Source organism: Streptomyces nanhaiensis, assembly GCF_046614825.1.
GTDB classification, from domain to species: Bacteria; Actinomycetota; Actinomycetes; order Streptomycetales; family Streptomycetaceae; genus Streptomyces; species Streptomyces radiopugnans.
This window is the reverse complement of the sequence record NZ_JBKJFM010000079.1, coordinates 1-15,709: the sequence shown is the minus strand read 5'-3', so window position 1 is coordinate 15,709 and position 15,709 is coordinate 1. Positions and strand designations below refer to the sequence as shown.

Annotated in this window: 10 protein-coding genes and 1 pseudogene; 3 read left to right on the top strand and 8 right to left on the bottom strand. The window is 70.1% G+C overall.

The genetic code is table 11. The features are described 5' to 3' along the window. Positions 1-52: 52 nt before the first annotated feature. Positions 53-1,471 (bottom strand): N-acetylglucosamine/diacetylchitobiose ABC transporter substrate-binding protein, encoded by a 1,419-nt coding sequence (ngcE, locus tag ACLIYP_RS17950; RefSeq protein ID WP_412714148.1) that lies wholly within the window; start codon positions 1,469-1,471, stop codon positions 53-55. Between the two features lie 403 nt (positions 1,472-1,874). Continuing rightward, the gene (locus ACLIYP_RS17945; protein WP_412714147.1) at positions 1,875-4,709 is read right to left on the bottom strand and encodes an aconitate hydratase; all 2,835 of its coding nucleotides are present in this window, start codon (positions 4,707-4,709) and stop codon (positions 1,875-1,877) included. Positions 4,710-5,073: 364 nt separating this feature from the next. Between ACLIYP_RS17945 and ACLIYP_RS17940 the strand changes: the two genes are divergently transcribed. Next, a complete protein-coding gene (locus ACLIYP_RS17940; RefSeq protein ID WP_412714146.1) occupies positions 5,074-6,603 on the top strand; it encodes a helix-turn-helix domain-containing protein in 1,530 nt (509 codons plus the stop codon). A 157-nt stretch (positions 6,604-6,760) separates the two neighbouring features. On the opposite strand, the gene ACLIYP_RS17935 is transcribed toward ACLIYP_RS17940, so the two are convergent. Both ACLIYP_RS17935 and ACLIYP_RS17930 read right to left on the bottom strand, forming a co-directional pair. Next, positions 6,761-7,774: a hemolysin family protein gene (locus ACLIYP_RS17935; protein WP_412714145.1), complete on the bottom strand. Its 1,014-nt coding sequence runs from the start codon at positions 7,772-7,774 to the stop codon at positions 6,761-6,763. Then, positions 7,771-9,126: pseudogene (locus tag ACLIYP_RS17930) on the bottom strand (hemolysin family protein). The gene ACLIYP_RS17935 and the pseudogene ACLIYP_RS17930 overlap by 4 nt, the downstream one beginning before the upstream one ends. A gap of 470 nt (positions 9,127-9,596) precedes the next feature. Between ACLIYP_RS17930 and ACLIYP_RS17925 the strand changes: the two are divergent. Beyond that, positions 9,597-10,922, top strand: a complete 1,326-nt coding sequence (locus tag ACLIYP_RS17925) for an LCP family protein (RefSeq protein ID WP_459076348.1) — start codon at positions 9,597-9,599, stop codon at positions 10,920-10,922. 16 nt (positions 10,923-10,938) lie between these two features. On the opposite strand, the gene ACLIYP_RS17920 is transcribed toward ACLIYP_RS17925, so the two are convergent. The 4 genes from ACLIYP_RS17920 to ACLIYP_RS17905 all read right to left on the bottom strand — a co-directional run bounded on the left by ACLIYP_RS17920 (position 10,939) and on the right by ACLIYP_RS17905 (position 14,076). Next, positions 10,939-11,517, bottom strand: a complete 579-nt coding sequence (locus ACLIYP_RS17920) for a hypothetical protein (RefSeq protein ID WP_412714144.1) — start codon at positions 11,515-11,517, stop codon at positions 10,939-10,941. A gap of 130 nt (positions 11,518-11,647) precedes the next feature. Continuing rightward, positions 11,648-12,682, bottom strand: a complete 1,035-nt coding sequence (locus tag ACLIYP_RS17915) for a sodium:calcium antiporter (protein WP_412714143.1) — start codon at positions 12,680-12,682, stop codon at positions 11,648-11,650. Between the two features lie 594 nt (positions 12,683-13,276). After that, positions 13,277-13,420: a hypothetical protein gene (locus ACLIYP_RS17910; protein ID WP_412714142.1), complete on the bottom strand. Its 144-nt coding sequence runs from the start codon at positions 13,418-13,420 to the stop codon at positions 13,277-13,279. 509 nt (positions 13,421-13,929) lie between these two features. Beyond that, on the bottom strand, positions 13,930-14,076 hold the full coding sequence (locus ACLIYP_RS17905; protein ID WP_412714141.1) for a hypothetical protein: 147 nt from the start codon (positions 14,074-14,076) through the stop codon (positions 13,930-13,932). 1,399 nt (positions 14,077-15,475) lie between these two features. On the opposite strand from ACLIYP_RS17905, the gene ACLIYP_RS17900 reads away from it, so the two are divergent. Next, a complete protein-coding gene (locus ACLIYP_RS17900) occupies positions 15,476-15,697 on the top strand; it encodes a hypothetical protein (RefSeq protein WP_412714140.1) in 222 nt (73 codons plus the stop codon). The last annotated feature ends 12 nt before the right edge of the window (positions 15,698-15,709 follow it).

Genomic DNA, 15,709 nt, shown 5'->3' with positions numbered 1-15,709 from the left:
TGTTCCGGTTGCTTCCGGGGCCCGCTGAGGGCCGGCCCTCAGCAGGCCCGGCTCACGCGTGCTTGTACTTCCTGACGGAGTCGTCCTTGGCCGTCCGGTCGGCGTACTCCTGGCACTTGTTCATGGCCTCGGCGGGCTTCATCCGGCCGGCCAGCAGCTCGGCGAGCACCGAGCCGATCTGCTCCTTGTGGAGGGTCTGGTACCAGTCGAAGATGCGCGGGTTGACCACGTTGTCCCCGGCGTCCTTGAGCGCCTGGCTGGAGGAGGCCAGACCGGGGGACATCTCCATGCCGTCGGTGGCGCCGGCCACGCAGGTCAGCGACTTCACCAGCCGGGAGAAGTTCTGCGCCGACTTCTTGCTCAGCATGATCCGCAGCAGTTCCATGCCGCCGGCCGGGTTCTTGGCCTGCGCGGGCACGATGAACGGCTCACCGGCCTGCGCCCACAGGGTGCCGAAGGGCATCTTGTCGGAGTCGTCCAGGCCGGTGACCGCGCCGCAGGCCATGTCGAAGTCGGCGGGCGTGGTGTCGGCGGCCTCGTTCTCCACCCAGGAGCCGTTGGGGATGAAGATGCACTTGCCCTTGGTCCACTGGGTCTGGGACTGGATGTGGTCCAGGCCGGGGGTGCCCCGCAGGATGTAGCCCTTGGCGGACAGTTCGTGGTAGGCCTCGAACGCGCTCTTGACCGCGTCGTGCTTCCAGGCGTTCGGCTCCAGGTTGTCGATGGCGTCCAGGACCTCCCGGCCGCCGATCTTCCCGATGAACGGGTAGAGGGTGAAGGGGATGTAGTACGGGTGCTGGCCGGCGTACGTCCAGCCCGCGATGCCCTTCTTCTTGGCCTTGGCGCACAGGGCCAGCATCTCGTCCCAGGTCCTGGGGTACTCCCAGTCGTTGTCGGCCAGCAGCTTCCTGGAGTACCACTGGCCGTAGACGGTGTAGGCGTAGTTCAGGCGCCAGACCTTCTCGTCGCCGTACTGGCCCATCTCGATGGTGCCCGGCAGGAGGGTGTCGCGGACCTTGGTGTCCGGGTCGTCGACGGAGGGGGCGTCGAGCAGGGGGCTCAGCTCGGCGAGCTGGTCCTTGGCGATCAGGGTGGCCGCGTCCATCTGCTCGGCGCCGGAGTTGTCGATGAGGTCGGGCGGGTTGCCGCCGACCATTCTGGGCTGGAGGACCGAGCGGATCTTCTGGGTGGCGGTGAGCTTGACCTTGCCGTAGCTCTTCTCGTAGATCTCGGCGGCGTCCTTGCCGTACTGGGTGCCGAAGCCGCCGTCGAAGATGACGAAGTCCAGGCCTGCGTCCTTGTTGACGCCCAGCGGGTTGTCCTTGGTCTTCTGGCCCTTGGCGACCTCGTTGTCGCTCCCGCTGTCGCTGCTGGCGCAGGCGGAGAGCGCGCTCATGGCGGGGACGGCGATCAGGCCGGCCGCGGTGGCCCGCTTGATCAGATCACGACGGTTGACATCGGTGGATCCCATGCTCAAGTCCTCGCCTTCTGTAAAGGACTCAGGCGGTGTGCCGGAACCCCCGGACACCGCTTGTGAGTTGAAGCTGAGTTGTGCGGGATGTGACTCCGGATCGTGCGGAGCCGCGCCGGGTCCCGCCGATGCCCGCCCTCTCCCGGTGCCACGGCCCTCCGGCCTTCGTCTTCTCATATGACCGCTCGGACGCCGACAGGTATAGTCCACTTTCCTTCCGGTGGGCAAGATCGGTGCGCGTTCGGGTGCCAGTCTTTCCCGAGTTGAGACCTCCGGGAAACGCGGCGGGGCCGTACCTCCCACCATGGGAGGTACGGCCCCGCCGCCACCGCCTGGCCGCTGCCCGCCGCCCGGTCACCCGGGCGGCGGGCAGCGGCCTCTCACTGGCGGGTCGCCTTGCGGATCACTTGCGGATCAGCGAGCGCAGCACGTACTGCATGATGCCGCCGTTGCGGTAGTAGTCCGCCTCGCCGGGGGTGTCGATGCGCACCGTGGCGTCGAACTCCACGCCGGTGTCGGTGGTCACCTTCACCGTGCCCGGAATGCCGCCCTCGTTCAGCGCGGTGATGCCGCTGATGGAGAAGGCCTCCTCGCCCGTCAGGCCCAGCGACTCGGCCGAGGCGCCCTCGGGGAACTGCAGCGGCAGCACGCCCATGCCGATCAGGTTCGAGCGGTGGATGCGCTCGTAGCTCTCGGCGATGACGGCCTTGACGCCCAGCAGCGCGGTGCCCTTGGCCGCCCAGTCGCGCGAGGAGCCCGAACCGTACTCCTTGCCCGCCAGGACGACCAGCGGGATGCCGGCGGCCTGGTAGTTCTGGGAGGCGTCGTAGATGAAGGAGACCGGCCCGCCCTCGACGGTGAAGTCGCGGGTGTAGCCGCCCTCGGTGCCCGGCGCGATCTGGTTGCGCAGGCGGATGTTGGCGAAGGTGCCGCGGATCATGACCTCGTGGTTGCCGCGGCGCGAGCCGTAGCTGTTGAAGTCGCGGCGCTCCACACCGTGCTCGGTGAGGTACTTGCCGGCCGGGGTGTCGGCCTTGATGGCGCCGGCCGGGGAGATGTGGTCGGTGGTGACCGAGTCGCCCAGCTTGGCCAGGACACGGGCGCCGGAGATGTCCTGCACCGGCTCCGGGTCCATGCCCATGCCCTCGAAGTACGGGGGCTTGCGGACGTAGGTGGACTGCGGGTCCCACTCGAAGGTGTCGCCGGTCGGGACCGGCAGCGCCTGCCACTGGGCGTCGCCCGCGAAGACGTCCTGGTAGGAGGTGGCGAACATGTCCTCGCCGATGGCGGAGGCGACGACGTCGTTGACCTCCTGCTCGGAGGGCCACACGTCCTTCAGGAAGACCGGGTTGCCGTCCTTGCCGGTGCCCAGCGGCTCGCGGGTGATGTCCACCTTCATCGAGCCCGCGATGGCGTACGCGACGACCAGCGGCGGGGACGCCAGGTAGTTCATCTTGACGTCGGGGTTGATGCGGCCCTCGAAGTTGCGGTTGCCCGAGAGGACCGAGGTCACGGCCAGGTCGTTGTCGTTGACGGCCTTGGAGACCTCCTCCGGCAGCGGGCCGGAGTTGCCGATGCAGGTGGTGCAGCCGTAGCCGACGAGGTTGAAGCCCAGCTTGTCCAGGTACGGGGTGAGCCCGGCGCGGTCGTAGTAGTCCATGACGACCTTGGAGCCCGGGGCCAGGGTGGTCTTGACCCACGGCTTGCGGGTCAGGCCCTTCTCCACCGCCTTCTTGGCCACCAGGGCGGCGGCGACCATGACGTAGGGGTTGGAGGTGTTGGTGCAGGAGGTGATCGCGGCGACGGTGACGGCGCCGTGGTCGATCTCGTAGGCCGTGCCGTCGGGGGCGGTGACGGTGACCGGGTTGGAGGGCGCGTCGTCGGCCGGGCCGTCGGCGTGCCGCGGGGCGCCGGAGCCGTTCTCCTGGTGGCCGTAGGCCGGGGCGTCGGAGGCGGGGAAGGACTCGGCGCTGGCCTCGTCCACAGGGGAGGCCACGCCCGCGGGCTGCTCCTGCGCGGGGACGCCCGGCTTGCGGTCGTCCCCGCCGGTGACGCCGGCGGCGACGTAGTCGCGGACGTCCTTCCTGAACTGCTGGGCGGCCTCGGCCAGGACGATGCGGTCCTGCGGGCGCTTGGGGCCGGCGATGGAGGGCACGACGGTGGAGAGGTCGAGCTCCAGCTTCTCGGAGAAGTCCGGCTCGGCGGCCGGGTCCAGCCACAGGCCCTGCTCCTTGGCGTACGCCTCGACCAGCGCGATCTGCTGCTCGGAACGGCCGGTCAGGCGCAGGTAGTTCAGGGTCTCGCCGTCGATGGGGAAGATCGCGGCGGTGGAGCCGAACTCCGGCGACATGTTGCCGATGGTGGCGCGGTTGGCCAGCGAGGTGGCGGCCACGCCCTCGCCGTAGAACTCCACGAACTTGCCGACCACGCCGTGCTTGCGGAGCATCTCGGTGATGGTCAGCACCAGGTCGGTGGCGGTGGTGCCGGTGGGCAGCTCGCCGGTCAGCTTGAAGCCGACCACGCGCGGGATGAGCATGGAGACCGGCTGGCCGAGCATGGCGGCCTCGGCCTCGATGCCGCCGACGCCCCAGCCCAGCACGCCGAGGCCGTTGACCATGGTGGTGTGCGAGTCGGTGCCGACCAGGGTGTCGGGGTAGGCCTGGCCGTTCCGCACCATGACGGTGCGGGCCAGGTGCTCGATGTTCACCTGGTGGACGATGCCGGTGCCGGGGGGCACGACCTTGAACTCGTCGAAGGCGGTCTGGCCCCAGCGCAGGAACTGGTAGCGCTCGCGGTTGCGGCCGTACTCCAGCTCCACGTTCTGCGCGAAGGAGTCCGGGGTGCCGAACTTGTCGGCGATGACGGAGTGGTCGATGACCAGCTCGGCCGGGGCGAGCGGGTTGATCTTCGACGGGTCGCCGCCGAGCTCCTTGACGGCCTCGCGCATGGTGGCGAGGTCCACCACGCAGGGCACGCCGGTGAAGTCCTGCATGATCACGCGGGCCGGCGTGAACTGGATCTCCTGGCTGGGCTGGGCCTGGGAGTCCCAGCCGCCCAGCGCCCGGATGTGGTCGGCGGTGATGTTCGCGCCGTCCTCGGTGCGGAGGAGGTTCTCCAGGAGGACCTTCAGGCTGTACGGCAGCCGGGCGGAGCCCTCGACCTTGTCCAGCCGGAAGATCTCGTACGACTCGTCGCCCACCTGCAGCGTGCTGCGGGCGTCGAAGCTGTTCGCCGACACGACAGTCTCCTTCAAGTGCATGGGTTCGCGCGTACCACCGCGATCCTGCCGCCCCGGGCCCCGACCGCTTCGCTCAGGCTCACCTAAGTCGGGGGTCGCCCGGCGAAGCCTCGGCGGACGCGGCGGCGGTACGTCTCTCGGTAGATATCTCGATGTCGAGATAACTCTAGTACATGGCGGCTCCACGGTCATGCCCCACCCCGCCCCGGGTACCCGCGCGTCCGCCCCCAAGCGCCGGCACACACACGAGCCGGCCGTGGGGAGGACCGGAACATGCCCGATAAACGAGTGAAAGTACGAAGAAAACAGGAAGACACCCGAGCCCCAGAGGTTGACATCTCATATCTGAGATAACATCGCCCCCATGACCGACGACTACCTCATGCGCATCGGCAAGCTCATCCGCGACGCCCGCCAGCACCGTGGCTGGACCCAGGCCCAGCTGGCGGAGGCCCTGGCCACCAGTCAGAGCGCGGTCAACCGCATCGAACGCGGCAATCAAAACATCAGCCTTGAGATGATCGCCCGTATCGGTGAAGCCCTGGACAGTGAGATCGTCTCACTGGGCTACTCCGGCCCGATGCATCTGCGGGTCGTCGGAGGCCGCCGGCTGTCCGGCGCCATCGACGTCAAGACCAGCAAGAACGCCTGCGTCGCCCTGCTGTGCGCCTCCCTGCTGAACTCCGGCCGCACCGTGCTGCGCCGGGTCGCCCGGATCGAGGAGGTCTACCGGATCCTGGAGGTGCTCGGCTCCATCGGAGTGCGCACCCGCTGGATCAACGACGGCGCCGACCTGGAGATCGTCCCGCCTGCCGAGCTGGACCTGGAGGGCATCGACGCCGACGCCGCCCGCCGCACCCGCAGCATCATCATGTTCCTCGGACCCCTGTTGCACCGGATGGACCACTTCCGCATCCCCTACGCGGGCGGCTGCGACCTGGGCACCCGCACCGTGCAGCCGCACATGAGCGCACTGCGGCACTTCGGCCTGGAGGTCACCGCCACCGAGGGCACCTACCACTCGGTGGTGGACCGCTCCGTCCGCCCCACCCGCCCGATCGTGCTGACCGAGCGCGGGGACACCGTCACCGAGAACGCCCTGCTGGCCGCCGCCCGGCACGACGGCACCACCGTCATCCGCAACGCCTCCTCCAACTACATGGTCCAGGACCTGTGCTTCTTCCTGGAGGAACTGGGCGTGCGGGTGGAGGGGGTGGGCACCACCACGCTGACCGTCCACGGCGTCCCCCACATCGACCGCGCCGTGGACTACTCCCCCTCCGAGGACCCGGTGGAGGCGATGAGCCTGCTGGCCGCGGCCGTGGTCACCGAGTCGGAGCTGACGGTGCGGCGGGTGCCGATCGAGTTCCTGGAGATCGAGCTGGCCGTGCTGGAGGAGATGGGGCTGGACCACGACCGCGGCGCGGAGTACCGCGCCGACAACGGCCGCACCCGCCTGGTCGACCTCACCGTGCGGCCCTCCAAGCTGGAGGCGCCGATCGACAAGATCCACCCGATGCCGTTCCCCGGCATCAACATCGACAACGTGCCCTTCTTCGCGGCCATCGCCGCCAGCGCCCAGGGCAAGACCCTCATCCACGACTGGGTCTACGACAACCGCGCCATCTACCTGACCGACCTCAACCGGCTCGGCGGACGCCTCCAGCTCCTGGACCCCCACCGCGTCCTGGTGGAGGGCCCCACCCGCTGGCGCGCGGCCGAGATGATGTGCCCGCCCGCGCTGCGCCCTGCCGTGGTGGTGCTGCTGGCGATGATGGCGGCCGAGGGCACCTCGGTGCTGCGCAACGTCTACGTCATCAACCGCGGTTACGAGGACCTGGCCGAGCGGCTCAACTCGGTGGGCGCCCGCATCGACATCTTCCGCGACATCTGAGCGGCGGACTTCCGGGACGTCGCCGCGCCCCTTCTGACCTGCGACGCAGCGGGTCAGGAAGGGGCGCGGCGACTTCTCTGGGACTTTGAGCCCGCGGCGCGCCACAGGCCACGCTCCACGAGGTCGGCGACCGGCCACGGCTACGCGGAGATCGTAGTCACGCCGCGTGGGTCAGGCGGGCGATCAGGTCGTCCAGGCTGACGATTCCGGACAGGTCTCCCTTCTCGTCCCGGAGGACGGCCAGGGTCGCGCGGCGCTGCCGGAGCAGTTCGATGCCGTCCGCGACGGTGTCGTGCGGCTCCAGTTCCGGAACCGGGCGGGCCAGGGCGCGGGCGGTGGCCGCGCGGCCGCGGGTGCGGGCCACCAGCACGTCGCGGGCGTGGACCGAGCCGACGACCCGGATGCCGTCCAGCACCAGCAGCCGGGTGCGGTCGTGCCGGGAGGCGGTGGCCAGGACGGTGTCGGCGTCCGCGTCGGCGGGGACGGCGATGACTCGGTCGGCGGGGACCATCAGTGCGCCGACCGGCTCCTGCGGTGCGGTGAGCGAGCGGGTCAGCAGACCGGACTCGCTCTTGGTGATCAGGCCCAGGCGCTGGGACTCGGCGATCAGGTGGGTGAGCTGCTCGCGGTTGTGGACCGAGGCCAGCTCCTCGCGCGGGGTGACCCGGAACAGCCTGACCAGTCCGTTGCTGATCTTGTTGAGGACCCACAGCAGCGGCCGCACCAGCAGGGTGATGCCGCGGAACGCCGGGGCGAGCAGCATCGCGGACTGCTCCGGGTGCGCGATCGCCCAGGACTTGGGGGCCATCTCGCCGACGACCATGTGGAGGAAGACGACGATCGCCATGGCGAAGAGGAAGGCGATGGCGTAGGACAGCTCGCCGGGCAGGCCGGCGGCCTCCAGCAGGGGCTCGACCTGGTGGGAGATGGCCGGTTTGGAGATGCTGCCCAGGCCGAGGGTGGCCACGGTGATGCCCAGCTGAGCGCCGGCGAGCATCAGGGACAGCTCCCGCATCCCGGCGAGCGCCGACTTGGCTCCCCTGCGGCCCTGCTCCGCGTAGCGCTCCATGCGGTGGTGCTTGGCCGCGACGAGGGCGAACTCGGCGGCGACGAAGAATCCGCTGGCGGCGAGCAGCAGGACGGTGACCAGCGCGGCGGTCCACGGGCTCATGCGTCCTCCTCCCGGCCACTCCGGTCGGTGCGGCCGGTGTCGGCGGTGGTGCGGGCCAGCCGTACGCGCTTGGGTACGTGCCGGTCCAGGGACAGCACCTCGACGGCCGCGTGCCCGCCCCGCGCGGGCAGGGCGACGGTGATGCGGTCACCGACGGTGGGGAAGCGGCCGAGGTGGTCGATGATCAGACCGGCGACCGTCTCGTAGTCCTCGGCCTCGGGCAGGTGGATGCCGGTGGCCTCGGCGACCTCGTCCAGCCGGCGGCCGGCGTCGACCCGCCAGCCGTCGCCGTCGGGCACCGCCGTCTCGGCCAGGCGGTCGGTCTCGTCGGCGATCTCGCCGACCAGTTCCTCGGCGATGTCCTCGAAGGTGATGATCCCGGCGAGGCCGCCGTGCTCGTCCAGGACGACGGCGAACTCCTCGTCCCGCTCGCGCATCCGGTCGACCGCGTCCGGCAGGGGCTGGGTCTCGGGCAGCAGCAGGGCAGGGCGGGCCAGCTCCCCGGCGGTCGCAGCCGCGATGGAGGCCGCGCCGAGCCGCATGAGCTCGCGCACCCCGACGACGCCCACGACGTCGTCGGGGCGGTCGCCGAGCACGGGGTAGGTGGAGTGGCCGTGGGCCGCGATCAGCTCGACGACCTCGGTCGCCGGGGCATTCGCCGCGACGAAGGCTGTCTCCACACGGGGCACCATGACCGTGCCGGTGTTGCGGTCGCCGAACTCCAGGGCGTGGTCGACGAGGTCGGCCGTGCGCCGCGGAAGGTGGCCCTCCTCGTGCGCGGCCTCGATGAGGTGCCCGACCTCCTCCAGCGTCGCGCCGTGGTGGAGCTCCTCCACCGGCTCGATCCCGGCCCGCCGCAGCAGCTTGTTCGCGGTGCTGTCGAAGACGTGGATCAGCGGACCGGTCACCTTCAGATAGGCCAGCGTGGAGGAGGCCAGGGCCTTGGCCAGCCGGTCCGGGACGGCCAGGGCCAGGTTCTTGGGCGCGAGTTCGCCGATGACCATCTGCAGTGCGGTGGCCAGGACGAACGCGACCGTCAGCGCCACCCCGCCCACGGCGGCCTCCGGCACCCCGGCGCCCGTCAGGACCGGACGCAGCAGCTAGGCGAGCGCCGGTTCCGCGAGGAAGCCGACGACCAGGCCGGTGACGGTGATGCCCAGCTGGGCGCCGGAGAGCATGAACGACAGCCGGCCCAGCACCTTCACCGCGCGTGCGGCGCGCCTGTCGCCGGCTGCGGCCTGCCGCTCCAGCGCGAGCCGGTCGGCGGCGACGTAGGCGAACTCCTGGGCGACGAAGTACCCGGTGCCGAAAGTGAGCACGAGGACGGCGAGCAGGCCGAGCCAGGCGGTCACCGCTCACCACCCCCCTGGCGGGCTGTGGATCGGGTACGGCTGACCTGACCCTGCGGAGGGGCTGGCAAGAAGGACTCCTCGATTCGGTGGACTGTGCCCATGACGATACGGACGTGTTCCGCGGCCGGCGTGCAGGGGCGGCGGGCACGCCCCGCCGACAGCCCGGTGGCCTGTCGCGCCGCACAGCTCGCGTCTTCCGTGCAGGTGACAACTGCCGTCCGGCCCGCCGAGTTCCCGCGATCCGGCGTGTGTATCCCCGGTCACGGTCCGCCACGGCCGCGGCCCGTGTCTGTCAGGGCGGGGCGGCGTGTTGATACCGTCCATCGCGCAGAGGTGTTCGATGAGTCCGCGGCGCCGGCCCGGGCAGTTGTTGGGGCCGATACGTGGATGATGAGAAACAAGGCCGGTCCGCTGCCCGGCGGGCAGCGAGCAGGACGCCCGCAGACGGGCGGCACCGGAAAGGGACGAGGCTGACCCGGCGGGGCCGGATCGTCGCCTGGTGCGCCGGCATCCTGGCGGTCCTCACTGTGGCGGGCGCCGCAGGTGGGTGGTGGGCCTACCGGAGCCTGGAGGGCAACATCCACTCCGCCGACCTCGACGACCGGTTGGGCCACACCCGGCCGGCCAACACCAGCCCCGGTTCGATGAACATCCTCGTAGTGGGGTCCGACAGCCGGGACGGTACCGGCGGCGAGTACGGCAAGGGTCTGGAGACCATGCAGTCGGACACCCTGATGGTCGTCCACCTGCCCAGGAACCGCGAATGGGCCACCGTGGTGTCCTTCCCCCGCGACTCCTGGGTGCAGATACCCGCATGCGACCGCGGGGACGGCACCGAGTCCGCCCCCCACAAGTTCAAGATCAACGAATCGTTCGCCATCGGCGGCAGCACCGGAGACGTCGCAGGGGCCGCCGCCTGCACCATCAAGACTTTGGAGCACAACACCGGCCTGCGCATCGACCACTTCGTGTCGGTGGACTTCCAGGGCTTCAAGGGCATGGTCAACGCCCTGGGCGGCATCGAGATCTGCCCGGAGGAACCGATACGCGACGACAAGGCCCACCTGTACCTGGAGGCGGGCTGCCAGACCATCAAGGATGAGGACGCCCTGGGGTACGTCCGCGCCCGCTACGGTATCGGCGACGGCAGCGACACCGGCCGCATCGGGCGCCAGCAGGAGTTCATGCGGGCCCTGGTCGCCAAGGCCAAGGCCGAGCTCACCAACCCCGCCGCTCTGTACGACTTCCTGGACTCGGCGACCGCGTCCCTGACCACCGACCGCGACCTGGCCGGCATCAAACCTCTGTACGACCTCGCTTCCACCGTCCAGGACATCCCCCGGGACCGGTTGACGTTCCTCACCGTGCCCAACTATCCGCGCGAAGCCGATGTCCCCTCGGACAAGGCGAACGTGGTGTGGCAGTATCCGCAGGCCCGCCGGCTGTTCACCGCGCTGGCCGACGACGAGGAGGTGGACAAGGCCGCTCTGGAGGCAGAAACGGCCGACCCCCTTTATGCCAGCCGGGTCCGCGTACGGGTCCTCAACGGCACCGGTGCCCCGGGGCAGGCCGGCGAGGTCGCCGAGGAACTGCGGGCGGCGGGTTTCACCGTCGTCTCGGTCGGCAACGCAGACCAGGACGCGGAAGCCACCTCGGTCACCCATCCGGCCGGGCTGGAGCGGCAGGCCCGGGTCCTGGCCTCCCGCCTGCCCGGCGCCGGGGCAGAGCAGGACGGCGACGCCGCACCAGGGGTGGTCACCCTCACCATCGGGACAGACTACGACCGACTGCGGTGACCGCCTCCCGCCCGGGTCAGACCTGCCGCAGAACGGAGGGCGGGGAGGGCGGGGGCAACTCGGCCGCGCCGAGCGCCGCACCGTACAGGTCCGCACGCTCCTCGGCCAAGTAGGGGGAGATGCGCAGTAGCACCTTCCCGCCCAGGTAGTGGCGCTCGGCGCGGGAGGGAATGCCGTAGGCGTCCCTCCTCAACTGCTCGGCGCGCTTCCGTGCCTCCTCGGCGTCGGAGTAGACCTCGATGACGCCGCCCAGGGCCACGCTGCCGGGGTCGTTGTCGGCCACCCGCCCGCCGTCCACCCGTGCGTCCTCGAAGACGACCTTGCTGCGGTAGCCGCCCGAGCGGCCCGGAAAACCATCAGGGTCGGCCTTGTGCCGGACGTACGGCCGGGCATTCTCGATCGGCAGACCGGCCTGCCGTAGCACTCGTAGTACGTTCCTGGCCTCCGGAGTCGGCGCGAGGCGGATCTCGGAGGCCGACGCGCCGTGCCCAAAGGTGTGCGGGGAGGACTGAGCGTCCCCCCGCTCGACCAGGAGAACATTGCTGGCCAGCAGGACCACGCCTCCCAGGAGAGCGATCTTCTGCCTGTGGTTCATGCACCCGTCCCCGCGACGACGACTGGCTCCGGCCCGCGAACCAGCGTACGTGCAATGCTGCCCGCTCAGGGTTGTATGTGCGGGCAGGGCACAGATCCTGACGCGGGAGCAGCGTGTGCGGACGCCCCGGTCAGAAGGCCAGGACGGCCACGCTTCCCAGGTAGACGGCGAGCAGCACGATGCCGTCGAATCCGAGCCGCAGCCAGCCGCGCTTCTGCCGCACCAGCATGCCGCCCAGCAGCACCGTGGTCATCACCAGTGCGGCGCTGGTGAGGAAGAGCTGGTCGGAGCCGGCCGCGTGGTAGAGGGAGCCGCCGCGGAGGAAGAGGTCGCCGATGGCGAGGTTGAGCACGTCCAGGCAGTTGCCGCCCACGATGGCCGCTATCGCCAGGGTCACCGCCCCCCGCCGTACCGCCGCGACCGCCGTCACCGTCTCCGGCAGCGCGTTGACCCCGCCCATCAGGACCGCGCCGACGAAGCCCGCGTTCATCCCGGTCGCCTCCAGCAGGCTCTCGGCCGCCCGGGCCACGGCCCAGCCGCCCAGCGCGACCAGGCCGGCGACCACCAGGAACTCCCCCCACAGACCGCGGCTGCCCCGCCCGGCGAAACGCTCCTCGTCCGGCGTGTCGGGGACGGTCTCGCGGGTGCGGACCGCCTGCCACATCGGCTCCTCCTGGTAGCGGATCAGCCGGATCCCGCCCCAGTAGAAGGCCGCCAGCACCAGTGAGGCCGGGTGCACTCCCAGCACCGTGACCTCGGGGCCGAAGGAGGCCATCAGCGCCAGTCCGAGCAGGGCGATGAGCAGGCAGCCGAACAGCACGTTGGGCAGGGAGGCCGCGGCGTGCTCCAGGTTGACCCGCCGGTAGGAGGCGTCGGCGACCACGACCGCCAGGGTCTGCGCCGCGATGCCGCCCACCGCGTTGCCGTACGCCAGGGTGGGCTGGCCGCCGGCCGCGCTGACCGCCGTCATCACGATGCCCGACAGGGAGGTGATCAGTCCGAAGAAGACCGCGCCGAACAGCGCCTCGCCCCAGCCCGTCCGGTCGGCGAGGGTATCGCCCAGCCCCGCGAGCCGGACGCTGCACACCACGGTGACGGCAGCGGCCACCAGGAAGATCGCGACGCTCCAGCCCAGGCTCCACGATCCGGTCCAGGCCGCGAGCATCTTCGCTCTCCTCTTCACAGGCGTCACGGTCCTCTGCCGCATGCCCAGACGACCGGCGAACAGACCACCGGGAGGCCCTGCTCCTACCTCACTTCTCCAGTGATCGTGGCCTTTGTCGGCGGTATCTCGCTCTTCTGGAGGGCCCCCGCAGATCCTCGTTGCCGTAGAAGCCCCTGGAGCCGAACAAGCAAGGTGAGCAGCTGTCGAGGGGGAGGACCGGTGTCGGCATGGCGGCCGGTACCTGGGTTGAGGATCCTCACGTTCCCGGGCGCCGCGGGCGGCGCCCACTACCGAAGGCGGGTCCGAAGAAGCATGTCCGTGATCTGAGCGCCCTCTTCGTCGTTCTGCCACCCGTGGTGCCGAGCGACGCACCGCTCCCTTCTCCGCCTGGGTACTGACCGCGCGGTGGGTGCCGCGCCTCTGGCTCGTAGTGCTTACGGCTGCGGCCACGCGCACTTGGGGTGTGGAGACCCGGTGAAGGGGTGAATTCCTGTCAGCATCCGGACCCGGCTGCGGGCCCGGAGCACGGTCCTGCTGTCGTTTGTGCACCGCCGACAGTCCTGACCGCAGGTCAGGAGGCACCGAGTGGGAGCCTCACGCTCTCCACTTCTCCCAGCCGTTCACCAGCCCGATGGCGAGGAGCACTGCCGCTACGATCAGCAGCCAGCTCAGTGTGTGCACCGTCCACCCGAGCACTCCGAGCGCGATCGCCACCAATAGCAGCAGCGCCCAGCCCATGCCCTACCTCCTCCCCACTTCGTACGGCCAGATCCTCTGCCGAGACGGACAAGGGCAAGCTCGGGGGACACAGCTCTCGCCCACCTCACGGGCCTCTGGAGGCACACGCGGGGCGAAAGCCGTCCGACTGTTCCGCAGAGGCGTCGGCGCCTCCTCTCCGGCAGGCACCGGTCACTCCGGCCACGCATACTCTACATAACTGTAGAAATATTGGGTGGCCTGGCGACACCGGATCGGCCCCTTGGCTTCACCACAGCACCGCCGGTCCGCCCCTGGAGCCTGGCCGCCGGCGCACGAGAAGCGACTCCAACTCCCTCGGCGAGCGCGCCCCGGAAGACAGAACCGAATCAACGCACCGCGAAGGAGCGACCAGTGGACAGCCGAAAATCCGTGGTGACTGCCGAAAAATCCCGAGACGGGGAAAGTTGCGCCGACTCAGCGCCCTGGGCTTCAGACCTGATGCTCCAGGCAGGCAGATGGCGCTCCTGCAAGTCCGTGCCTGCAGTCTGTCATTTACGCTGCTTCACCCACCCGGTGACCATGCCTGCGACGAACACCACAGCAGCGATGATCAGCATCCACTTCAGCGCCTTGACCACCAGCCCCAGAATCGCCAGCGCAACGGCGATCAACAGCAACCACACAAGCCATTTCATCGGGCCTCCTCGGTGAGGACATTCATGACACGTCGACGTCGGCGGCGCGGGGCGGGGCGGCACGGAGCGCCTTGCTCTCTCCAGTGGCCCAGGAAGCCATTCCTCAAACGGGCTTCCGCATGGCCGGGCGTTGAGCTGTGCGGCGGAGACGGCCGCTCAGCGCCGCGCGCGTCCCTGGGCCCGGCACTGCAGCCCCCTCAAATTCGGGGGCTTGTGCTTTACGGCCGATCTGCGCCATCGCGTCGCGCCGGGTGCGGCAGGTCCTGGTCCGCGCAGGCGCGTCCGGCCCGTGTGTCGCCAGGGCGTGGGGCCGACGAGTTCGGGCAGGGCATCTCCACGGTGACGAAACCGAGGACGGTATCCCTGCGCTGGTGACAGCGGCCAGGTGCGTGCCGTTGGCGCGCAGCACGGCCAAGGCACTGCCGAAGGAGAGACGCCGGCCCCGACACAGGTCACGGCGTGCGGGGTGGCGCGGGAGAAGAAACATGCGGCGGTCGATGGCGCCGAGGGCCTCCTCCGTGAGGGGCGGACAGCCCACGGGCCAACGGTCGGCATGCGGAATGCGGAAGCGGCCGCGGCCGCGGCCTGAACGGGTGACGGTGCGTTCCGGCCTGTCCAGGCGGACGCCATCGCCGGCCTCCCAGCGGGCGCGCCGTCATCGGTGGCGGGGGCAGAGGTCAGGTCGGATTTCTCACAGGGCCGTGCTCATGGCGGACCTCACCAGCGCCCCTCGACGGTGGCCGCCCCGGTGTCGCCGTACCCGCCGGCGGACCGCGGCCATGGCGCACCCCCTGCACAGGCACTGCGGGAGCCTGTCGGCGGGGCCGCGCCGCTCCCATGCTCGACGGTGGCCGGGAAGAACTCGGCTGCGGTGAAGGCAACACGCGCCGGGGCGAGTGGAGGTGGCGGGATCTCGGCCACCATGCCGCCCCTTCCCTCACTCGATCCAGGCAGGAGCGTGGCATGGCTGGTACCGGGAGGTTCACCCAGGGCGGGGCGAGCACTTCTTGTGTCTCCCAAGGGGCTCTGATGGGCCGGTGCGCCTGCCGAAGGTCTCCCCGCGGCGTCACGAAGACAGCGCAGAACCCCCGTCCGCAGGGTTGAGGGCACCCTCGAAGGACTGTTTTCAGACTTTCCCCGACCGGCTGCGCGGATGTGCGCCGAGCGGGGTTCCACACCTTCTATACTTCTACAGTCTTGTAGAGAAGACGAGGGGGTGGCCACGGGTATTCCCGGCCACTGGCAGGCATACACGTCTCGCCCGAGAGATACGGCGGGACGGTCGGCACGCCGTCCGCGGAGAGCCGTCGAGCAACCGGACACAGACTCGGCCGCTGCAAGCCGCGGAGCGGTCGGGCCTGCCACCCCATCCGTGCATCGTCAGCCTGGGAGGGCGTACGTGGCTTCGATCGACCTGGACAAGGTGCTGGACAAGGCATGGGCGGACAAGGCCCTGCCGGAGATACTCCAGGCACCCGTCTCCGCCCTGAAGGGCGTGTCCGACCGCGACGGCGAACTGCTGGACCAGGCGTTCGGCGTGAAGACCGTGGCCGACCTGGCCAAGCTGAAGTACGTCCGCTGGGCCCAGGCCCTGGCCGCGCTGGACACCACCGCCAAGTAACCACCGAAGGCC